Here is a 21110-nt window from a genome sequence, read left to right on the forward strand (position 1 = left end):
GGTAGTATGACGATGACCCTTCCCCGTAGCACCCCCCACCCCGCCGAAGCCCTGGTGCTGGCGCGCGTTGCCCCCGCGATTCGTGAGAGGGCCACAAACGTGCGCCTCATGGTGTTCGACGTCGATGGCGTGCTGACCGACGGCAGCCTCTACTACGGCGAAAACGGCGAAGTATTCAAACGCTTTCATGCCCTCGACGGCCATGGACTGCGTTTGCTGATAGAGGGTGGATTGAAAGTCGCGCTGGTGACTGGCCGATCCGGCCCCATCGCGGCGCGGCGCGCGGCCGAGCTCGGCATCGCCGACGTGATGCAAGGCATCCGCGATAAATCGGCCGCGGTGACCGAACTTGCTCAGCGCCACAACCTCGACCTCACGCAGACGGGATTCATGGGCGATGACATCATCGACTTGCCTGCGATGAAACGCGTGGGCTTTGCGGCCAGCGTACCGAACGCCCCGGGCTACGTCACGCAGGCCGCTCACTGGATCGCCACCAACCCCGGCGGCAGCGGCGCGGTGCGAGAATGCTGCGACCTGCTGCTCGCCGCTCAGGGCCGCCTGGGCGCATTCATGAGCGCGCCGGGCCTGCTCGGTTCTGGCGCGATTCAGTAACACGCGATCTGCAATGAAAGAACGTCTCCCCGCGCTCATCGCTCTCGTTATCTTGATCACGCTGGTGGCGGGCACGTGGTGGGCGGCCGATTACGCACAACGCGCGATTCCGATCGATCCGCCGCGCCGTCTTACCCACGAAATGGACTCCTGGGGCCGCAACTTCGTCATGTTGCGCACCGATCAGACTGGCCGGCCCATCAACCGCATGGAAGGCGACTACGTCGAACACTTTCCCGACGATGACTCCTATCATGTCGAGGCGCCACGCGCGATCGGCCAACACCTGGACAATCCGCTGACTGTCGGCACGGCGAATACGGCCGTGATGGAAAGCGGCGGCAAGCGCATCGTCATGAACGGGCAGGCGCATGTGGTGCGCCAAGCAGACGCGAAAAACGATGCGCTCGATGTGCGCAGCGAACAACTCATCATCGTGCCCGATGAGGATGTGATCTATACCGAACTGCCCGCTGTCGTGCTCAAGGGCAATTCCCGCATGAGTGGCACCGGCATGCACTACAACAACAAAACCCGGCAACTGCAGGTATCCGCGTCCACCGACGTGGAAATTGCTGGCTCCGAAACACGCAGCCGTCCTCGTGACGGCGCCAACCAAGACTGATCATGAGCGACCTCCGGACCTTCTCAGACCATCGACTCGCGCGCCTGGGCGCGCTGTTCTTGACGGCAGTGTCGCTCGGCGTGGGCGCGAGCGCGCATGCCCAGCAGCAAGACAAACCCGCCGAAGAACCCAGCACCATGATTTTGTCGGACACGCTGCAGTACGACGACATCAATCGCAAAAGCGTCTTTACGGGCAATGTCGTGCTCACGCGCGGGCTCATGAGGCTCACGGCCGATGACCTCGAAGTGCGCGAAGACGAGTCCGGCAACCAGCTCGGCACGGCCAAGGCCAATAAGGGCAAAGTCGTAACCATCCGTCAGGAACGTCCCGAGACCTACGAGGTCATCGAAGGCAAAGGCCTGCGCGCGGAATATGACAGCAATAAAAGCCAGTTCGATCTTATCGGCCAGGCCGTCGTCACGCGCTTTATCTGCGGCAAACCGTTCGACACCATTCGTGGCGAACGGGTACGCTACAACGAGAAGACCGGCACGTATTCGGCGCAAGGCGGAGCGAACTCCTCTGCGCCTGGCGGACGCGTGCGTTCGGTGGTCGAACCGCGCGCCAAGGCCGATGCCGCCGCGGCCGAATGCCGCGCGGGCAAGGGCCCCAAAAACGCCCAACAAAATGGCTAATTCCTCACCGTCTTTCACAGTGGCGCATCAATGATCGAACTCCCCACGACCTCTTCTTCCACCACTGCTTCCGGGGTCACACAGGGCAGTTTGCGCGCCACCGGGCTGCGCAAGATTTATAACGGCCGCACCGTGGTGCAGGATGTCTCGCTGTCTGTGTCCAGTGGCGAGGTGGTGGGTTTGCTCGGCCCCAACGGCGCCGGCAAGACCACCAGTTTCTACATGATTGTGGGGTTGGTGCCGGCCGACGCGGGCCGTATCGAAATCGACGGCGCCCCCATTACGGCCATGCCGATTCATAAACGCGCGCGCATGGGCCTGTCGTATCTGCCTCAGGACGCATCGGTGTTTCGCCGCCTGACCGTAGAGCAAAACATCCGCGCCGTGCTCGAACTGCAACTGGATGCGCAAGGCAAATCGCTCAACGAGGCGCAGATCCGCGAACAGCTCGAAGCCTTGCTGGACGAATTGCAGATCGGTCATATCCGCGGCAGCGCTGCGATATCGCTATCGGGCGGGGAGCGTCGCCGCGTCGAAATCGCGCGTGCGCTGGCGACTCGGCCGCGCTTTATCCTGCTGGACGAACCTTTCGCGGGCGTGGACCCCATTGCCGTGATCGAAATTCAGCGCATCGTACGCTTTTTGAAAAGCCGCAATATCGGCGTGCTGATCACCGATCACAACGTGCGCGAGACGCTCGGCATTTGCGACCGTGCCTACATCATCAGCGAAGGCAAGGTCCTGACCGACGGTCACCCGGACGAAATCGTAGGTGACCCGGCGGTACGACGCGTCTACCTGGGTGAGCATTTCCGTATGTAACGCTTGGGGTTTGCAGTGAACTTGTAATACTCCCCAGAGTCGATACACTAGTAGTCAGAGAGTTTGATTCCAACCTTTTGCATAGGAGACGTTGTTATCCATTTTCCCGCGCGTTAAGCGCACCTTTTCTCTTTGATCTAGAAGGAGAGCGCACTATGAACCTGAGCATTTGCGGTCGTCACCTCGACGTCACCCCGGCCATCCGGGAATATGTCATGAACAAGCTGGCGCGAGTTTTGCGGCATTTCGATAATGTGATCGACACACAGGTCATGCTCTCAGTAGAGCCCCTGCGGCATACTGCCGAAATCACCATGCGACTGCGTGGCAAGGATATTCACTGCGAAGCGGTGGATGAAAACCTCTATGCAGCCATCGACCTCATGGTCGACAAAGTCGATCGCCAGGTCATTAAACACAAAGACAAGCTGCAAAGCTTTAGTGCGGACTCCGTGAGGCGCCAAGTCGACGTCGTCGCGCCGCCTACCGCATAGTCAAGCTGCATAGCATCGCATAGCTCGCACCTGCAGGTGCCCGAGCTCTGAGTGCCAGAGCTTTTATGATCCAAATTGGATCACACTGACACCGGTGTCCCGCAAGTTTCATGAGACTTGATCGGGGCATCGGCAAGAACCTCCCTCCCCTTTCCCCCCTCAAAACGTGCAACTCGGTTGAAAACGCCTCTTTCCTTTTGGGCGAGTATCCGACTATGCTCTCGTACTTGTACAGGCTCGCGATCGCAGTGATTTTTTGCACTGCGGCATAACACCCTATAATGACCGCATGAATCATTTGTCGCGCATTCTCCCCGCCGGCAACATCGTGCTCGACCTGGCCGTCACTAGTAAGAAACGGGCATTCGAGCAGGCCGGGCTACTTTTTGAAAATCACCATGGTCTGGCCCGAACCGTTGTGTTCGACAGCCTGTTCTCTCGCGAGCGATTGGGATCCACCGCGCTCGGTCAGGGAGTCGCGGTGCCGCACGGCCGGGTCAAAGGCCTGGAATCGCCGATGGCGGCGTTTTTACGGTTGTCCCAGCCTATCGCGTTCGACGCCCCCGATGGCGAACCGGTGTCGATGCTGATGTGCCTGCTGGTGCCCGAGGCGGCCACGCAGCAGCACCTGGACATCCTGGCCGAGCTGGCACACCTCATGTCCAACAAGGCCCTACGCGAGGCATTGGCGACCGAGAAGGACCCCAACGAGGTCCACCGCATGCTGACTACCGGCCAACGCTGACCTCGCAGGACGACCCCCATGCTGACCGTGCAGGATCTGATCGACGACAACATAGGGGACATCCCCTTTAGCTGGATTGCAGGTCAGACCGCGGCGCAGCGTGCGATTCCCGACGACGGCATGGCAGCGGCCGATCTGGTCGGGCACTTGAATCTGATCCACCCGTCGCGCGTCCAGGTATTTGGCGAGGAAGAAATCGCCTATTACGAGCGCATGGACAAGCGCCGCCGCGCCAGCTTGATGGACGAACTGCTCTTGGGTGGCGTGCCGGCTATTTTGCTGGCCGACGACCGCAAGCCTCCGCCAGATCTGGTCGCCCAGTGCGAACAGCATCAAGTCCCACTGTTATCCACGCCCATCGCGGCCGCGCAGCTGATCGACCTGCTGCGCATATATCTGAGCAAAAAGCTGGCTCCCACCACGACCGTGCATGGCGTTTTCATGGACGTGCTGGGGCTGGGGGTGTTGATCACCGGCGAATCAGGTCTGGGTAAAAGCGAGCTCGCGCTGGAGCTGATTTCACGCGGTCACGGCCTGGTGGCTGACGATGCGGTGGAATTTTCCCGTATCGCGCCCAATATGATCGAGGGCCACTGCCCGCCGCTGCTGCAGAACATGCTGGAAGTACGCGGCCTGGGATTGTTGGATATCCGTACGATTTTTGGCGAGACCTCGGTGCGCCGGAAAATGCGCTTGAAGCTCATCGTGCACCTGATGCGCGCCACCGCACAAGACAAATTCGAACGCCTGCCGTTGCAGGACATCACCCAAGATATGCTGGGCCTGCCCGTGCGCAAAGTCATGCTGCAGGTTGCGGCCGGCCGCAACCTCGCGGTGCTGGTCGAGGCGGCGGTGCGCAATACGATCCTGAAGCTGCGAGGAATCGATACGCTAGGCGAATTCATGGAACGCCAGGCAATGGCGATCCTGCAGAACAGCCGCTAAGGCGGCCACGATCAATCGACCCTGGCTCCGTCTCGCACGCGTTTGACGTCAAACGCCGTCACGGCCCCCGCGCGATTGCCCCAGCTGGCGCGGATATAGGACACCAGTGCGGCAATGTCGTTATCGCCTAGCACCTGCCCAAATGGCGGCATGCCATGCGGGCGAGGGTTTGCTGCCGTGGCCGGGGCAAAGCCGCCGTCCAACAACACCCGTATCGCATTCACCGGCGAGGACGCCGTCACCGTCGGGTTGTCCGTCAGCGCCGGCCATGCGCCGGGATGGCCCTCGCCCGTTTCCCGGTGACATTGGGCGCAATATTGCCCGTAGAGCTTCGCACCCAATGTCATCACCGCCGTGGACGGCGCGGTGATGCCCGTCGGCACGGGTCCGGCCGGCAATGATTTGAGGTATACGCCCATCGCCAAGGCGTCGTCCTGGGTCAGGTGTTGGGAACTGTTGACGACTACCTCGGCCATGGGTCCTAGCGCTGTGGAATGCGCAGCGATGCCGGTGCGTAACAGTGTCGCGATATCCTGCGCGGACCAGTCGCCCAGGCCGCCGTCGGCTTCATTGGTCAATGGCGGCGCATACCAACCCAGGCCGGTGATCATTGCACCCGACAGCCCGCCCTGCGTCGCGCCCCACCGGTTGCGTGGCGAATGGCACGCGGCACAATGGCCCAGGCCCTCGACGAGATATCGGCCGCGATTCCATTGCTCCGACTGGCCCTGATCCTGCGACAGCCCGCCTGGAGTGAAATACAAGGCCCGCCAGAATGCCAACAATCCCCTCTGATCGTAGGGGAATTTCAGCTGATGCGCCGGACTGGGTTGTGGCGACGCGGGCACCGTACGCAGATACGCGAATAGGGCATCAGAGTCAGCTCGCGATACCCGGGTGTATTCGGTGTAAGGAAACGCCGGATACAGCAGCGTGCCATCTTTGGATTTGCCCGCGTGCAGCGCGCGCCAGAAATCGTCGGCATCCCAGGAGCCGATGCCGGCATCGGGATCCGGCGTGATGTTGGGTCCGTACAGCGTCCCAAAGGGAGTCGGAATCGCGGTGCCGCCTGCGTAGCGCTGGCCCCCCGCGACGGTATGACAGCCGGCGCAGTTGCCCACCAACGCCAGATAACGGCCGCGCTCGATGCGTTGCGTATCCTCGGACGGGTTCGCCACCGGCGGGCTCGTGCTCGCGGTGGGTGCGTCTGCCGTATCGACCGAAGCCCCCTCCCACGTGCCCATCCAGTACAGCGTGGCCAGCACCGCCACGCACGCCAGCAACACGATGCCACCAGCTATTTTGAGAAAACGTCGCATGCCCGGGCCTCAGTGTTGCATCTGACTGCCGCACTCGGCAGGCAAGGTGACCGACCCCGCCGGGTCAGGCACGTACGGTTCCACCACGGGCTGCGCGGCCAGCCAGGCCGACACGGCGCCGATATCCTCGGGCGTCAGCTTGCGCGCGACCTCGGCCATGCAGTCTGGCGCCGCCGCCCGGCGCAAGCCGTTGATCCAGCCGCCGATCTGGGCGCCGATATAGTCGCGTGGCAACCCCAGCAATCCCGGGATCGCCGGCGCCAGCCCGTTTAACCGTGCGCCATGACAAGCCACACAGGCGGGCAAGCCTCGCGCTGCGTCGCCCTTCAGAGCCAGCACCCGACCGCGCTCCAACATGGACGCTGATACCGCCGGGCGCGCGGGCGCTGGATACGGCACATGCTGCTCGGCAAAAAAATCAGCCATTTCCCGTAGATACGCGTCGGGCAAACCTGTCAGCAGATGGGTCATGGGCTGATACTGCCGCAAGCCGTCGCGGAAATGTAGCAGCTGGTGGTATAGGTAATCGCTGGGCTTGCCCGCCAGACGGGGATAGTAGCCGTCGGTGCCGGCTCGGCCCTGCTGGCCGTGACAGGCCGTACAGGCGGCCACACGCGCCTGCATGGTGTCGGGCTCCAACCGCGGCGCAGCGGCGCCCGGCGCAGTGGCGCTGTGGGGGTCGGCGCCAGGCACTTGCGCGACGGCCAACGAGCCAGTCGAGGCTATCAACAGAACCAGCAGCCTGCGGGCGCAGCGCCTCCACATACTCAACTCGCGACAGGGACGGACTGGCATCGATATGCTCACCTCGTTGCGGCGAAGCCGGGAAATCGGGACAATGAAGCACCGGCGTCTATGGGCGGTTCAATCTTACGCTGCCGCGACGGGCAGGTACAGCGCTTCGCCCTGGTTCAGGTACGAAACAACGTCATTACCAGCTATCTTGCCGGAACCGTCAGGCAATTTCATGCAACAATTGGGGTCATGTTAAGAGTCGTCCTTATTACCGGAATTTCCGGATCGGGCAAGTCGGTGGCCCTGCGCATGCTTGAAGACACCGGCTATACGTGTATCGACAATCTGCCGGTACGCTTTTTGAGCGAAGTCATCGCCAGCGCGCGCGACGATGAGCTTGCCCGGATAGCGATTGCCATTGATGTGCGTTCGCCGGGCGAACTGGCCGAGTTGCCCGACGTGGTCACGGCCCAGCGCGCCATGGGCACCTCGCTACGGGTGATTTTTCTCGACGCCAACACGCAGACCTTGGTGCAGCGTTATTCGGAGTCACGACGCCGCCACCCCTTGACCGACCGGCTCTCGCGCCACGGCCAGGCACCCTCCCTGCTGGACGCCATCGCACTGGAACGCGATCTGCTCGCGCCGTTACGCGAACAGGAGCATGTGATCGATACCTCGGATCTGACGCCGGGGCAGTTACGGGCATGGATCAGCGACCTGATCCAGGATGATCGCCCACCGCTCGTGCTGACCTTCGAATCCTTTGCATTCAAGCGCGGGGTGCCTAACGACGCGGATCTGGTGTTTGACGCGCGCTGCCTGCCGAACCCGTATTACGACCGCAATCTGCGGCCTTTGACCGGCCGGGACGAGGCGGTGGCGACGTGGCTGGCGAGTTTCGATGTCGTTAACCAGATGATCGACGACATTACCGATTATCTGCGGCGTTGGCTGCCCAGATATACACAAGACACACGCAGCTATCTGACCGTGGCGGTGGGCTGCACGGGCGGGCAGCATCGTTCCGTGTACGTGGTGGAACAGCTGGCGAAACGATTTGCCGATCATGATCCATTGCTGATCCGGCATCGTGCGCAACTGCCGAAAGAACACGCGTGAACGTGACGCGTTGTTGGCTCGCCCTCGTCATCATTGGCCTCGCGGTTGCAATCGCGGGCTGCTCCTCGCCGGGCAAGCGCAAGGCGGGCGGGTATTACCAAGACGATGGTCCGGGGCACGACATTCCGGCCAACATCGACAAGATCCCGGACGCCGTGCCGCGCATCGAGCCGTTGGCCAGCGGCGCGAACCGGCCCTATACCGTGCTGGGCAAGAACTACGTGCCCATCGCGGACCCGGACCGCCCGTATAAAGTGCGAGGCATCGCCTCCTGGTATGGACGCAAGTTTCATGGCAATAGCACCTCCATCGGAGAGGCTTACGATATGTACGCCATGACCGCCGCGCATCCGACGATGCCGCTGCCCAGCTATGCACGCGTGACCAGTCATGTGAATGGCAAAACCGTCATCGTGCGGGTCAATGACCGTGGGCCGTTTCTGCACGACCGCGTCATGGATTTGTCGTACGCGGCGGCTCATAAACTGGGCATCGTCGCCAAGGGTAGCGGAGAAGTGACGGTGGAACGCATCCTACCCGCCGAAATCCGTCTGGCGCAGTCGCGCGGCGGCGTGGTGACGGCCTCCGGGGCTTCAAACGCTGTCGCCACGGCATCCGAGGATCTGCCCATAGGAGCGGCCCCTATTGCAACGGCCAGCTTGACGATGACGGAGCTCGCGCCCATGACGCCGGCGGCATCGGCACAGCAAATGACAGCTAGTCCCAGTTCCTCGGCCGGTGCGTTTTATCTGCAAATGGGTGCATTTAGTCAGCCCGGCAACGCCCAGGCCTTGGTGCAACAGGTCAACCAACAGCTGGCAGACGCCCAAATGGTGGCGGCTGTGCACCAGAACGGCATGCTGTATCGCGTCCGGATGGGGCCTTATTCCGATCGTGCCTCGGCACTCAGCGCCGCACAACGCGTAGCCGACAGGATCGGCATCATGCCGAGCCTCGCGACGCCGTAACGGTCAACGAAACAACGCCGATTCGCGCCAAGCCGTGCACCCTTACTGTTAAACCGGCGTTGGTCGCGCCTGTGGATTCACCAAGGCAAGTCTAGCTGGGTATTCTCGACACGCCGCACACGCGCGTGATGGCCAAGATAGCGGTGGCCTTCGTGCCTGAGCAGCGCGTGCTTGCGCGGCAATCCCGCCGAAAAGCCGGTCAACGCGGTGTCGCGGCCGACGACACGGTGGCAAGGGATGAAGATGCACAGCGGGTTGCGGCCGATGGCTTGCGCGACGGCGCGGGCGGCTTTGGGCTTGCCGATAGCCATCGCGATATCGCTATAGCTGCAGACCGCGCCGAAGTCCAGCAGGCGCAGCTGCTGCCAGACGCGTTGCTGAAAGACTGTGCCTTGCGGCGCGAACTCGACATCAAAATGTTGGCGGTCGCCGGCGAACCAGTCAGCGAGTTCGACACGCGCCTGGTTGAGGACCGGATGCTCCGGCTGCGACCGCCAGGCTTGCGACAGCTCGGGCAGGTCCGGCTGATCAAGGAACCAAGCGCCGCTCAGACCCTTCGGCTGCCCCTCGCACGCGCGGGCAGCCAGGCGCATCACGCCCAAGGGAGTGTCCGTATCCAAATAGAGCCACGTCATGCACCACCTTTACGCGCCAACGCGAGCGCATAGAGCGCGTCGCGCGGCTGGCCGGTCACGCGCGCAGCGACTTTGGCCGTATCGCGCACGGACAGCGTCTCCAGCAAGGCATCGATCAACACAATCGTCTGAGGATCATCGGGCACACTGTCGTCCACCTCGGCCGCGACCTCGGCGTGAACGATCAGCACGAATTCGCCCTGTGCACGATGCGCGTCGCCCGCGAGCCAGGCCTGGGCGTCCGATAGCGGCAGCGTGACGATCTGCTCGAACCGCTTGGTGAGCTCGCGCGCGATCGTCAGCTTGCGGTCGCCGCCACAGACTTCAAGCAGATCGCCGAGCATCGCGCCCAGCCGATGAGGTGATTCAAACATCACCACCGGCGCGGGCAGCGCGCACCAGGAACGCAGCCAGCGTTGGCGCGCGGTCGCCTTGGACGGCGCGAAGCCCGCGAAGGCAAAGGCAGGATTTTCGTCAGAGGTGACCCCGCTACCCATGAGCGCGGTGATCACGGCGCTCGGACCGGGCACGGGCACCACGGCATAACCGGCGGCGCGCACCACGCGGACCACTCGCGCGCCGGGGTCACTGACCGCGGGCGCGCCCGCATCGGACACCAGCGCGACGCGCTGACCCTGCGCCAGACGCGCGCAGATATCTTGAGCGGCGCTGGCCTCGTTATGGCGATGCGCGGCAATCAACGGCGTGTTGATGCCCCAGGCATCCAGCAGACTGCGCGTGGCGCGCGTGTCTTCGGCGGCAATGACATCGGCCTGGCTCAGCGCCTGCCAGGCCCTGAGGCCCAGATCACCGAGGTTGCCGATCGGCGTGGCCACCACATATAACGCGGCCTCGGGCCAATGCTGGCCCGCCACGCGCTCGGCCATGCGGCGCCAACCCTCGGACGCCTGCGTAAGCGGGACATTTTGATTCATCGAAGCTCACCACCCAACTGCAAAGTATGTCAGTGTAGCCGCCTGACTCGTGCCTGGGGCGCTCAAGCCATGACGGATCCTTTTCTGGATATTGCCTACGCGCGCGCACGCGCCGCGCAGCAACAGCAAGTAAAACGGCGTCGCGCGGCCGCCAAGCGCGCGTTGCGGCAAGCCGCTGCGGCCGAAACAGCAGGCGGCGCGGTCGGGCTTGCGTCATCGCGCACAAAAACCGGGCATGGCGAGGCCCCGTCATCGTTGATTGACCCCAACGGTTGGCCCGCCTCTCCTACCCAACGAGCAGGGGCGGCTTACGAAGACCGGGCGCTCGAGCGATTGATGGCGTCGGGTCTGACACCGCTGGCCCGCAACGTCCGTTGCCGCACGGGCGAGATTGATCTGATTATGCGCGATGGCGACGTGCTGGTATTCGTCGAGGTACGATCCAGATCGAATCGTGACTTTGGCGGAGCGGCGGCCAGCATCGGGCACGTCAAGCGCGAGCGCCTGATCCGCAGCGCGGCGTTGTTGTTGCCCGCCCTGGCCCGTCGTTACTGGGGCGCGCGCATGCCCGTCGCGCGCTTCGATGTGGTCGCCTTCGATGGCGACGAGATGATCTGGCTGCGGGCCGCTTTTCACCTTTAGTCGCACGCCGGAATCGGCCACCATGAGATAATGCCGCGCATGGATATGACTTCACGAATGACGTCGCATTTTCGCGATGCCATGGCAGCCTGCGAAGCCAGCATGAACGCGCTCTCGGCCCCTTTGGCCACCGCGGTCGAGTTGATGTTCGCCGCCTTGGCCAATAACGGCAAGATTCTGGCTTGCGGCAATGGTGGCTCCGCGGCCGACGCGCAGCATTTCATCGCGGAACTGGTGGGCCGGTTCGAACGCGAGCGGCTACCCCTGGCCGGGATTGCCTTGAACACCGATACCGCCATCCTCACGGCCGTGGGCAATGACTATGGTTTCGAGGAAATCTTCGAACGCCAGGTCAGCGCGCTGGGCCAGCCAGGCGATGTGCTGGTGGCGATTTCCACCAGTGGCAATTCGGCCAACGTCATCCGCGCGATGGAGGCGGCTCACGATCGCGAGATGACCATCATCGCGCTCACCGGTAAAGGTGGCGGCGTGATGGGTGAACTCTTGACCGAACACGACATTCATTTGTGCGTGCCGAGCGATCGCACCATGCGCATTCAGGAAGTCCATGCGCTGACCTTGCATGCACTCTGTGACGGCATCGATGCCTTACTTCTCGGAGACACCGAATAATGTTGGATGCTCGCAAAGTCGCACGTCCGTTGCTGCTCTCGGCCGTGCTCGCCACCGCAGCGGTTTCCTTATCGGCATGCGCCCCGCTCCTCGTGGGCGGCGCGGCTGCCACAACGGCAGTCGTCATCACCGATCGGCGCACCTCGGGCGCGCAAATCGAAGACAAAAACATCGACTTCAAGGCTGAAAAGCAGATCGGCGACAAACTGGGCGCCGGGGCACGGGTCAATGCCATGTCCTATAACGGCATTGTGCTGCTGACCGGCGATGTGCCGACTCAACAAGCCAAGGACGAAGCGACCAGGATCGCCGAGAGCATTCAGCACGTGAAAAAGGTCGTGAACCAGCTGAACATCGGTCCCGAGACCTCGTTCGGCACGCGTTCGAACGATACGTGGTTGACGTCCAAGGTCAAGGCCAAGCTGCTGGACACCAAGTACGTGCCCTCGGCCACGATCGACGTGACGACTGACAACGGCGTGGTGTACCTGATGGGCCTGGTCACCGAGGCCGAAGGCAATTACGCGGCGACCGCAGCGTCGGAAGTCAGCGGCGTGAAAAAGGTCGTCAAAATCTTCGAGACCATCAGCCGCGAAGAAGCGTTGAAGCTGTCCGGCCAGAGCGCATCGACCCCGGCGACCTCCTCGCCGCCGACGACGACCAATAATCTCGCCCCATCGAGCACCGCGCCCGCCGGTAATAGCGGCGCGGCCAGCGGTGGCGTCGAAGTCATGCCGATTCAATAAACGCCATGAAAAAGCTCGTGCTGTCCCTCGTCGTTCTGGTGGCGGCCGGCATTGGCGCCTGGTTTCTCTGGCGCCCTGCCGCCCCTGCTCCTGATGTGGCCTTCACCACCATCGAGGGGAAACAATTCAGCATGCACGATTTGCGTGGCAAGGTCGTGCTGGTGAAGTTCTGGGCCACGAGCTGCGTGACCTGCGTCAAGCAGATGCCGGGCACGATCGAGACCTACAACAAATACGCCCCCAAGGGCTATGAGACGGTGGCGGTCGCAATGAATTATGACCCGCCGAACTACGTGCTGAATTTCGCCGAAACGCGCAAGCTGCCCTTTCCGGTGGCGCTCGATACGCGGGGCGATATCGCCCAGGCATTCGGCGATGTCAAACTCACGCCCACGGCATTTCTGATCGACAAGCAAGGTCGCATCATCAAGCGCTATCTTGGCGATTACGACATGGCGGATTTTCACGCCACACTGGACAAGGCATTGGCCGCCGGCTAAACGTCGAGACTCATCTCGATCCCTACAAAAAGGCCTGAGTACGGTGCGAGTCCGGACTCAGGCCTTTGAACTTCAAGGTTTCGCGCGAGGGCTCAGGCAAGGGCAGACATCCGAGGACGCTGATGTCTGGGACCGCGATCTACCCTCGTGCCGTGCTTAGAACGCAGGCACCACCGCGCCCTTGTATTTTTCCTCGATGAACTGCTTGACCTCGGGGGTATGCAGCGCATTGACGAGTTTCTTGATCGCCGGGGCATCCTTGTTGTCTTCACGCGCTACAACGATATTGGCGTACGGCGATTCCGCGCCCTCGATGAACAAGGCGTCCTTAGTCGGCACCAAACCCGCTTCAAGCGCGTAGTTGGTGTTGATCAGCGCCACATCCACATCGGCGAGCGCGCGCGGCAAGATGGCGGCTTCGAGTTCTCGGAATTTCAGCTTCTTCGGGTTCTCGGCAATGTCCAGCGGTGTTGCGGTGATGTTGGTGGGGTCTTTGAGCTTGATGAGACCTTGTTGCTGCAACAGCAGGAGCGCGCGACCGCTGTTGGAGGGATCGTTCGGGATCGCGATCGTGGCGCCCTCGGGAATCTGATCCGTGGATTGCACCTTGCGCGAGTAGGCGCCAAAGGGTTCGACGTGCACTAGACCCACGCCTACGAGCTTGGCGCCGCGATCCTTCTTGAAGGTTTCCAGGTAAGGCTGATGCTGGAAGAAATTGGCGTCCAGTTCTTTATCGGCCAGCTGCAAGTTGGGCTGCACGTAGTCGCTAAAGACCTTGATGTCGAGCTCGACGCCATCTTTGGCCAAGGCGGGCTTGACGACTTCCAGAATCTCGGCGTGCGGCACCTGGGTGGCACCGACGATGAGTTTTTCGGCATGAGCGGCACCGGCCAGGAAGAAAACGGAGGCCAGCAGCGCCGTCCGCGCAAAAGGTAAACGCATAAAACACCTCATTATCGTAAGCCGTGCCCCACGGGCCGCTTCGTTGCAAAAACGCCCTCAATTTACCTGAATGCAGGTTATTTGTCGGGCATAACATCATGGGTTTTGGTTATATACCAAACGCGCGGTCTACAATCTGCCGTATGCTTGCCCGGTAGCGCCGTGACCACCGCGCCGGCGCAAGCTTTTTCCTTTTCACTGACCTTTGAATCGAGTTTTTGCTGCCATGACCGACACGCCCGACTCTGCCGCCGTCTCGTCTCCTGCCCTGAAAGCGGCCGTCCTATCCGAAGCACTGCCGTATCTGCGACGATTTCATGGCAAGACGATTGTGGTGAAGTACGGCGGCAACGCCATGACCGAAGAGCGCCTGCAGCGCAGCTTCGCCCATGATGTGGTGCTGCTCAAGCTGGTCGGCCTGAACCCCGTGGTCGTGCACGGCGGCGGACCGCAAATCGATGACGCCCTGCGCCGCGTAGGCAAGCAAGGCACGTTTATTCAGGGTATGCGCGTGACCGACGCCGAGACGATGGAAGTCGTCGAATGGGTGCTGGGCGGCCAAGTGCAGCAAGACATCGTCATGATGATCAACGAGGCAGGCGGCAAGGCCGTTGGCCTGACGGGCAAGGATGGCATGCTGATCCAGGCCCGCAAGAAACTCATGGCCAACAAGGACAACCCCAACGAACCCTTGGATATCGGTTTCGTGGGCGATATCACCCAAGTCGAGCCGGCCGTGGTCAAGGCGCTGCAAGACGATCAGTTCATCCCTGTGATTTCGCCGATTGGTTATGGCGAAGACGGCACGGCCTACAACATCAATGCGGATGTGGTGGCAGGCAAGATGGCCGAGGTGCTGGGCGCCGAAAAACTGGTGATGATGACCAACACCCCGGGCGTGCTGGATAAAGCCGGCAACCTGCTGCGCACGCTGTCGGCCCAGACCATTGATGAACTGTTCGAAGATGGCACGATCTCTGGCGGCATGCTGCCCAAGATCTCGTCCTCGCTCGATGCGGCGAAGAACGGCGTGAACTCGGTTCACATCGTTGATGGCCGCGTACCGCACTGCCTGTTGCTCGAAATCCTCACCAACGAGGGCGTGGGCACGATGATCAGCTCGCATTAATGCGGGCCCATCGTTATCTGCTGCGACCCGCGGCGCGTCAGCGTCGCGCGCGCCGCATCGCCACGGGTGTGAGCGAGCGCCTGTGGCTGTTCGATCTGGACAACACGCTGCACGACTGTTCGCACGCGATCTTTCCGCGTATCGATCATGGCATGACGCATGCCGTGGCGGCGTCATTGAACGTGGATATCGAGACGGCGAACGCGCTGCGTTCGACGTATTGGCGGCGCTATGGTGCGACTGTCATCGGCATGGTGCGCCATCACGGGATCGACCCGCATGAGTTTCTGCGGTTAAGCCACGACTTCGATGTGCAGCCGCTACTGCGCGCGGAAACTGGGCTGGCTGGTAAATTGCGCCAGTTGCCAGGGCGCAAGGTCTTGCTCACCAATGCCCCATTTCATTACGCGCGCGATGTGCTGCGGCACCTGGGTATCTTGCGGCAATTCGACAGCCTCTGGGCCATCGAGCATATGCGGCTGCATGGCGAGTTTCGGCCCAAGCCCTCTCCCGCCTTGCTGCGTTACGTGCTGGCGCGCGAAGGTGTGCCGCCATCTCAGGCCGTGCTGGTGGAGGACACTTTGCCGAATTTGCGTGGCGCGCGTCAGGTCGGATTACGCACGGTGCACGTCTATCACTCGGGCACGCCCTTTGCACGCCGCAACCATCAACGGCCGGCCTATGTGGACTTGCGGGTAAACTCGGTGAGCGATTTGCTACTGCGCCGCCGTCCCATCCGGGCGGTTTAGCGCTCTTTTTCCTCCTCAGACGGACCCACACGTTTCAGCCATGGCGAGTAAACCCGGCGAGCGAAAAACCCAGATCCTGCAAACCCTGGCGGAAATGCTGGAGCAGCCGCACGCTGCCCGTATCACCACCGCGGCGCTGGCGGCTCGCATGCAGCTCTCAGAAGCTGCGCTCTACCGGCATTTCGCCAGCAAGGCGCAGATGTTCGAGGGACTGATCGAATTCATCGAGGTCAGCATTTTCACCCTGGTCAACCAGATCGCCGATGCGGACCGCCAAGGGGTGAGCCAAGCGCGCAAGATCGTCTCCATGCTGCTGGCGTTTTCCGAGCGCAACAAGGGCATGACGCGCGTGCTGACAGGCGATGCGCTGGTGACCGAGGACAACCGGCTGCAAGAACGCATCAACCATATCAATGACCGCATCGAGGCATCGCTGAAGCAATCGTTGCGCGTGGCCGTCACCGATGGACAGCTGCCGCCCGAAACCGATATCAGCGCCCGCGCCAGCCTGCTCACTCACCTGGTGCTGGGCCGCTGGCTGCGCTACGCGCAAAGCGGCTGGCGGGTGACGCCCACCAGCCAGCTGGACGAGCAACTGCGCGTGGTGTTGCCGCTTTAACCGGCCAGCGGCACGCCTGGCAGCGAAGCCGAGCGCGTCCCGGGCAGCGGCGAGCAGCTTTCCGGATGATAGGTGTGCACGAGCGAGAGCTTGACCTGATCGCTGCTGTTTTGCCGGGCCGCGTGCAAGGTGCGGCAATGAAAAAACACCACGTCGCCGGGCTCCAGCGTCGGACACACCGCGCGCTCGATCCAGGCTTGGTTCTGCGGCAGGTCCGCGCGAAAGAACTTCTGCTCATCGAACTGCGACGCATCGAACGCGGCCGTGTGCGAGCCTGGCAGGAAAAACAGCCCCCCGTTATCCGCCGTCTCGTGCCCCAGGGCCAGCCAGGTAGAGACCAGATCGTCCTCGGAAAAGGACCAATAACGAATGTCCTGATGCCAGCCCGTCAGGCTGCCATAGGCGGGATGTTTGGTCATGACACAGTTATGGTGTGCGCGCGACAAGACTGGCGTCTCGCCAAAATACGCACGCAACCATGCGCCGATGTCCTGCCGGGTGGCCCATTGCTGAAACAAGGGCCCGCGACGATAGGCATCTAGCAGCCGGCGCACCGTCGCGCCACCCTGCGCATCGCGCGATGGCGGCGCACCCGGGTATTGCAGATCGGCCTCGTACTCGATGGGCTCGATCACCGCGTCCAATTGGCGTTGCGCTTCGGCGCGCAAGGCCTGGACGATCTCGGGCGAGGCGAACTGCCTTGCCACCACAAAGCCCTGTTCACGCAGGGTCTGGACTTGCTCGGCCACGGATGATGCTGACATTGCTTTCTCGAACATATCGACGCGCAGGCGTCGATCGATGGGTCACATCGATTCAGCGCGGGGCATCGCCCCGATCGACACGAATCTGTTCGACATTATGGCACTGTGCGAGCTCGCGTTCATGCTGGACGTTGCGCACCCATTCGCGCCATACGGCAACCAGCAGCGCCATCAGCACCGGACCCACGAACAGCCCGACGATGCCCATGGTCTTGACCCCGCCCACCAGACCGAAAAACGTGGGCAGAAAAGGCAGTTTGACCGGCCCGCCGACTAATCGCGGGCGCAATGTCTTGTCGACGATAAAGAGCTCGATCGTGCCCCACGCGAACAGCGCGATACCCGCCACCAGATGCCCGGAGCCGATCAGGTACAAGGACACTAGCGTAAATGACAACGGCGCGCCACCCGGAATGAGCGCCATGAATCCGGTCACCACGCCCAGCAATACCGGCGAAGGCACGCCCGCGATCCAATACGCGATACCAAGCACGACGCCCTCGCCTACCGCGATCAAGCTCATGCCAGTCACGGTAGAGCTGACTGTCGCGGGCACCACGCGCGAAAACCGCCGCCAGCGTTCGGGCAAGATACGCTCGCCCAGGATGTCGAGCTGGCCTAACATGCGATCGCCGTCTTTATAGACAAAGAACAAGGTAATCAGCATGAAGAGCACGCTTAGCAACAGGTGAAACGCGTTGCCGGTGGCGGACAGGACCATGCGATAGATATTGCCCAGATGCTCGCCGCTGACGGCTTCGACCAGCGCGCCCAAGGCATGCGGCTCGCCGACATAGGTGATCCAGTATTCGGTCAACCTGTCGCCCACAACCGGCAATGACGAAATCCATGCAGGCACGGCCACGCCATGACGGTTGGCCGCCAAGGCCCAGGCAACAAAATTACTGGCCTCGTTGATGGCATAAGACAGTGCCAACGACAAAGGCACGATGATCACCAGGATGACGGTAATCAACGCCAGCGATGCCGCCGGGATCGTTCGTCCGCCGCAGGCGCGCACGATGCGCTGAAACACCGGCCAGGTGGCCAGCCCGATGATCAGGGCGGCCAGCGCCGGAACAAGAAAACCACTGAGGAAATAAATGCCGGCCAGCAACACCAGCAAGAGTAGCCAGCGGGCAATGAGGTACGCAGGTAAAACAGGCTGCTGCATGGATTGAGCCAATTGGGCGTTAGGGCGACTGCACAAATATACAGGACTCCCCTCGCAGACAAGGAGCCCCCAACCAGGGGGCATCCTCGGATTGACAGCGCGTGGGCTGATTCAGATCGCGTATTCCAGCTCCGCGGGCGTGCCCCGGCGAGGCGCGCGAATGGCACCCGGCAAAAGCTCGGGCTTGCGCACGTCGTGGCAACCTTCGCTGCCGTCGCCGCCGCGCAGCAAGGGGCAGCGCATGAACAATTCCGCGACCCAATCGGAAAACACGCGCACTTTGGGCGAGAGCTGACGGTTCTGCGGATAGAGCAACGAGATTGGCAGGATCGTCGGTCGCCACTGCGGCAGCACCTCGATCAGTTCCCCCGATTGCAGATGGGGCAAGGCGATGAACCGCGCCGTTTGAATCAGACCGAATCCCTGCAATCCCAACGCCAGATGCGCGCTCCAATCGTTGACCGCCATGTCGCCCGTCATATCGACCTCGTGGACGCGGCCGTCAATGACGAAGTCCCAGCTGAAACTGCGGCCCGTGCGGTTGCAGAAATAGTTCAGCGCGCGATGCGACTTTAGATCTTCCAACGTGTGCGGCATGCCATGCCGTTCCAGATACGAGGGCGCGGCGCAGGTCACGAACTGGAACGAGCCGATGCGGCGCGCCACCAGCGACGAGTCTTCGAGTTCGCCGCCGCGGATCACACAATCGACGGCCTCTTGCACCAGATCCACGCGACGGTCGCTCATGCCCAGCACCAGCTCGATGTCGGGATAGCGTTCGCGGAACTCTGCAATCGCAGGCACGAGGATCAACCTGCCCACGCTCGCTGGCACATCGATGCGCAGCTTGCCCTGGGGTTTGACCGCGGCGGCCTGAAAGCACGCCTCGGTTTCCTCCACATCGGCCAGGACCCGCTTACTATGGTCAAAGTAAGCCGCACCATCGGGCGTGAGGCTGATACGACGCGTGGTGCGGTTCAACAGGCGTACGCCTAAATGGCGCTCGAGATTCTGAATGATGGTGGTGACCGTCGTACGAGGCAGACCCAGGCTGTCGGCTGCCCGGGTAAAACTATTGACCTCGACGACACGCGCAAACACCTGCATGGCTTGAAAACGATCCATGGTGTTGTCGTCCATAAAAGCGTGGTGATGGCGCAAGCATAACTCCGTTTTGCCCCAATTGTTCATTTTCCTCGAACAGTGTTGCCGACAGCAGCACGTTTATCCCGGCGCGCAAAACACTCAGAATACGTTCCATCTACGCTGGTCCGTCGGCCCATCGGTCCGACCGGCGGCTTTTGGCTTTGCCGCCGCCTCCGGCACACCCCATACGATTAAGGAAACACCCATGTCTGTTTCGCGTTCGCGCATCGCAGTAATGACGGCTGTCGTGGCCCTGCTCGTGGCGGCCGGGGGCTATTCGCTCTGGAGCAACGAGCCAGGACCCGGCGCCGCGCAAGCGTCGGCCGCCCCCGCGGCGCCGTCGGTCGACGTCGCCCCCGCGCTGGGCAAGTCGGTGATCGACTGGCAGGAGTATTCGGGCCGGCTCGAAGCCATCGATGTGGTCGACATTCGGCCGCTCGTGTCCGGCACGCTGACCGCCGTGCATTTCAAGGACGGCAGTCTGGTGAAAAAAGGCGACCCGCTCTTTACGATAGACCCGCGCCCCTATGCCGCCGAGGTGGACCGTGCCGCCGCGCAATTGGCCGCAGCCCAGGCGCGCGTCGCCTTTACCGCATCAGAACTCGCGCGCGGGCAACGTCTGCTGGCCGAGAATGCGATCGCCAAACGCGATTTCGAATCCAAGCGCAATGATGCGCGTGAAGCGGCGGCCAATTTAAAGGCGGCTCAGGCCGCGCTGGATGCCGCCAAACTGAATCTTGGCTACACCGAAATCGTCGCGCCCGTGACGGGCCGGGTATCGCGCGCGGAGGTGACCGTCGGCAATGTGGTGGCCGCGGGGGCGAACTCAAAGCCTTTGACCCGCCTCGTGTCGGTCTCGCAAATGTATGCCGCGTTCGACGTGGATGAGAAAGCCTATCTGAATTACGTGAGTCCCGCGCGCACGACAGGCGCTTCGGTGCCGGTGGAATTGGGACTGGCCAACGATCTGGAGTATCCGCGCGCAGGCGTGGTGCAGTCCGTGGATAACCGTATCGATACGCAATCGGGCACGATCCGGGTGCGGGCGGTGTTTGACAATGCGGATGGGTTGCTGGTGCCGGGCATGTATGCGCGGATCCGCCTGGGCGGCACCGTGCCGCACCACGCCGTGCTGATCGACGAACGCGCGATCGGCACCGATCAAGACAAGCGTTTCGTGCTGGTGGTCGATGATCAAGGCCAGACGAGTTATCGGCGCGTCACCCTGGGTGCGAACCAAGGCAATCTGCGCGTCGTGACCAGCGGGCTCGAGCCCGGCGAGCGCATCGTCGTCAATGGACTGCAGCGCGTGCGCCCGGGCGAGACCGTGTCGCCGACCCTCGTATCGATGGAATCGAATTCGCCCAAGACGACGCAGACCGCCAGCCTGAACTAACCCCGACGCCTGGCGCTGGCTGACGCTGGCGCCACTCAAACGCCTTAGCGATTCGTTGCCGGCACACGCTTG

At 62.2% G+C, this 21110-nt stretch carries 25 protein-coding genes; 17 read left to right on the forward strand and 8 right to left on the reverse strand.

The genetic code is table 11. The features are described 5' to 3' along the window. The first annotated feature begins 12 nt into the window (after nt 1-12). The 7 genes from GOQ25_RS10565 (at nt 13) to hprK (ending at nt 4884) form a co-directional block, all read left to right on the forward strand. A complete protein-coding gene (locus GOQ25_RS10565) occupies nt 13-615 on the forward strand; it encodes an HAD family hydrolase (protein WP_160350430.1) in 603 nt (200 codons plus the stop codon). A gap of 13 nt (nt 616-628) precedes the next feature. Continuing rightward, nucleotides 629-1240 carry an LPS export ABC transporter periplasmic protein LptC gene (gene lptC, locus GOQ25_RS10570; RefSeq protein ID WP_160350431.1) on the forward strand — a complete coding sequence of 204 codons (612 nt, stop codon included), beginning with the start codon at nt 629-631 and terminating at the stop codon, nt 1238-1240. 2 nt (nt 1241-1242) lie between these two features. Beyond that, nucleotides 1243-1878 carry a lipopolysaccharide transport periplasmic protein LptA gene (lptA, locus tag GOQ25_RS10575; protein ID WP_160350432.1) on the forward strand — a complete coding sequence of 212 codons (636 nt, stop codon included), beginning with the start codon at nt 1243-1245 and terminating at the stop codon, nt 1876-1878. A 30-nt stretch (nt 1879-1908) separates the two neighbouring features. Beyond that, nucleotides 1909-2700 carry an LPS export ABC transporter ATP-binding protein gene (gene lptB / locus GOQ25_RS10580; protein WP_160350433.1) on the forward strand — a complete coding sequence of 264 codons (792 nt, stop codon included), beginning with the start codon at nt 1909-1911 and terminating at the stop codon, nt 2698-2700. Between the two features lie 155 nt (nt 2701-2855). Then, a complete protein-coding gene (gene hpf / locus GOQ25_RS10585) occupies nt 2856-3194 on the forward strand; it encodes a ribosome hibernation-promoting factor, HPF/YfiA family (RefSeq protein ID WP_160350434.1) in 339 nt (112 codons plus the stop codon). Nucleotides 3195-3483: 289 nt separating this feature from the next. Continuing rightward, nucleotides 3484-3939: a PTS sugar transporter subunit IIA gene (locus GOQ25_RS10590; RefSeq protein WP_160350435.1), complete on the forward strand. Its 456-nt coding sequence runs from the start codon at nt 3484-3486 to the stop codon at nt 3937-3939. Between the two features lie 18 nt (nt 3940-3957). Continuing rightward, nucleotides 3958-4884, forward strand: a complete 927-nt coding sequence (gene hprK / locus GOQ25_RS10595) for an HPr(Ser) kinase/phosphatase (RefSeq protein WP_160350436.1) — start codon at nt 3958-3960, stop codon at nt 4882-4884. 11 nt (nt 4885-4895) lie between these two features. Here the strand turns inward: hprK and GOQ25_RS10600 are convergent, their stop codons facing one another. Next, a complete protein-coding gene (locus GOQ25_RS10600; protein WP_160350437.1) occupies nt 4896-6203 on the reverse strand; it encodes a cytochrome c in 1308 nt (435 codons plus the stop codon). A gap of 9 nt (nt 6204-6212) precedes the next feature. Continuing rightward, complete coding sequence (locus GOQ25_RS10605) at nt 6213-6968, reverse strand: c-type cytochrome (protein WP_202109409.1); 756 nt, start codon at nt 6966-6968, stop codon at nt 6213-6215. 219 nt (nt 6969-7187) lie between these two features. On the opposite strand from GOQ25_RS10605, the gene rapZ reads away from it, so the two are divergent. Beyond that, nucleotides 7188-8060 (forward strand): RNase adapter RapZ, encoded by an 873-nt coding sequence (gene rapZ, locus GOQ25_RS10610; RefSeq protein ID WP_160350438.1) that lies wholly within the window; start codon nt 7188-7190, stop codon nt 8058-8060. After that, on the forward strand, nt 8057-9028 hold the full coding sequence (locus GOQ25_RS10615; protein WP_160350439.1) for a septal ring lytic transglycosylase RlpA family protein: 972 nt from the start codon (nt 8057-8059) through the stop codon (nt 9026-9028). Before rapZ ends, GOQ25_RS10615 begins: the two co-directional genes overlap by 4 nt. A gap of 77 nt (nt 9029-9105) precedes the next feature. Here the strand turns inward: GOQ25_RS10615 and GOQ25_RS10620 are convergent, their stop codons facing one another. Both GOQ25_RS10620 and rsmI read right to left on the reverse strand, forming a co-directional pair. Beyond that, the gene (locus GOQ25_RS10620; protein ID WP_160350440.1) at nt 9106-9663 is read right to left on the reverse strand and encodes a methylated-DNA--[protein]-cysteine S-methyltransferase; all 558 of its coding nucleotides are present in this window, start codon (nt 9661-9663) and stop codon (nt 9106-9108) included. Then, nucleotides 9660-10598, reverse strand: a complete 939-nt coding sequence (gene rsmI, locus GOQ25_RS10625; protein WP_160350441.1) for a 16S rRNA (cytidine(1402)-2'-O)-methyltransferase — start codon at nt 10596-10598, stop codon at nt 9660-9662. The genes GOQ25_RS10620 and rsmI overlap by 4 nt, the downstream gene beginning before the upstream one ends. A gap of 69 nt (nt 10599-10667) precedes the next feature. On the opposite strand from rsmI, the gene GOQ25_RS10630 reads away from it, so the two are divergent. From GOQ25_RS10630 to GOQ25_RS10645, 4 genes are read left to right on the forward strand one after another with little or no spacing between them, the layout of a single operon-like run. Continuing rightward, nucleotides 10668-11240, forward strand: coding sequence for a YraN family protein (locus tag GOQ25_RS10630; protein ID WP_160350442.1), 573 nt, complete (start codon nt 10668-10670; stop codon nt 11238-11240). 39 nt (nt 11241-11279) lie between these two features. Next, on the forward strand, nt 11280-11873 hold the full coding sequence (locus GOQ25_RS10635; protein WP_160350443.1) for a phosphoheptose isomerase: 594 nt from the start codon (nt 11280-11282) through the stop codon (nt 11871-11873). Next, nucleotides 11870-12619, forward strand: a complete 750-nt coding sequence (locus tag GOQ25_RS10640; protein WP_160350478.1) for a BON domain-containing protein — start codon at nt 11870-11872, stop codon at nt 12617-12619. The genes GOQ25_RS10635 and GOQ25_RS10640 overlap by 4 nt, the downstream gene beginning before the upstream one ends. Nucleotides 12620-12624: 5 nt before the next feature. Then, nucleotides 12625-13119 (forward strand): peroxiredoxin, encoded by a 495-nt coding sequence (locus GOQ25_RS10645; RefSeq protein ID WP_160350444.1) that lies wholly within the window; start codon nt 12625-12627, stop codon nt 13117-13119. Between the two features lie 156 nt (nt 13120-13275). Here the strand turns inward: GOQ25_RS10645 and GOQ25_RS10650 are convergent, their stop codons facing one another. Then, a complete protein-coding gene (locus GOQ25_RS10650) occupies nt 13276-14061 on the reverse strand; it encodes a MetQ/NlpA family ABC transporter substrate-binding protein (RefSeq protein WP_160350445.1) in 786 nt (261 codons plus the stop codon). A gap of 226 nt (nt 14062-14287) precedes the next feature. On the opposite strand from GOQ25_RS10650, the gene argB reads away from it, so the two are divergent. From argB to slmA, 3 genes are read left to right on the forward strand one after another with little or no spacing between them, the layout of a single operon-like run. Next, nucleotides 14288-15190, forward strand: a complete 903-nt coding sequence (gene argB / locus GOQ25_RS10655) for an acetylglutamate kinase (RefSeq protein WP_160350446.1) — start codon at nt 14288-14290, stop codon at nt 15188-15190. Further along, nucleotides 15190-15939 carry a pyrimidine 5'-nucleotidase gene (locus GOQ25_RS10660; protein ID WP_160350447.1) on the forward strand — a complete coding sequence of 250 codons (750 nt, stop codon included), beginning with the start codon at nt 15190-15192 and terminating at the stop codon, nt 15937-15939. The genes argB and GOQ25_RS10660 overlap by 1 nt, the downstream gene beginning before the upstream one ends. A gap of 40 nt (nt 15940-15979) precedes the next feature. Continuing rightward, on the forward strand, nt 15980-16558 hold the full coding sequence (gene slmA, locus GOQ25_RS10665; RefSeq protein ID WP_160350448.1) for a nucleoid occlusion factor SlmA: 579 nt from the start codon (nt 15980-15982) through the stop codon (nt 16556-16558). On the opposite strand, the gene GOQ25_RS10670 is transcribed toward slmA, so the two are convergent. The 3 genes from GOQ25_RS10670 to GOQ25_RS10680 all read right to left on the reverse strand — a co-directional run bounded on the left by GOQ25_RS10670 (nt 16555) and on the right by GOQ25_RS10680 (nt 19621). Next, on the reverse strand, nt 16555-17322 hold the full coding sequence (locus GOQ25_RS10670; protein ID WP_160350449.1) for a phytanoyl-CoA dioxygenase family protein: 768 nt from the start codon (nt 17320-17322) through the stop codon (nt 16555-16557). The genes slmA and GOQ25_RS10670 overlap by 4 nt on opposite strands. A gap of 52 nt (nt 17323-17374) precedes the next feature. After that, complete coding sequence (locus GOQ25_RS10675; RefSeq protein ID WP_160350450.1) at nt 17375-18496, reverse strand: AI-2E family transporter; 1122 nt, start codon at nt 18494-18496, stop codon at nt 17375-17377. 111 nt (nt 18497-18607) lie between these two features. Next, nucleotides 18608-19621, reverse strand: a complete 1014-nt coding sequence (locus tag GOQ25_RS10680; protein ID WP_160350451.1) for a LysR family transcriptional regulator — start codon at nt 19619-19621, stop codon at nt 18608-18610. A 226-nt stretch (nt 19622-19847) separates the two neighbouring features. Between GOQ25_RS10680 and GOQ25_RS10685 the strand changes: the two genes are divergently transcribed. After that, nucleotides 19848-21038, forward strand: a complete 1191-nt coding sequence (locus GOQ25_RS10685; RefSeq protein ID WP_160350452.1) for an efflux RND transporter periplasmic adaptor subunit — start codon at nt 19848-19850, stop codon at nt 21036-21038. The last annotated feature ends 72 nt before the right edge of the window (nt 21039-21110 follow it).

The sequence above is a fragment of the Bordetella sp. 15P40C-2 genome (assembly GCF_009763235.1).
GTDB lineage: Bacteria > Pseudomonadota > Gammaproteobacteria > Burkholderiales > Burkholderiaceae_B > Bordetella_A.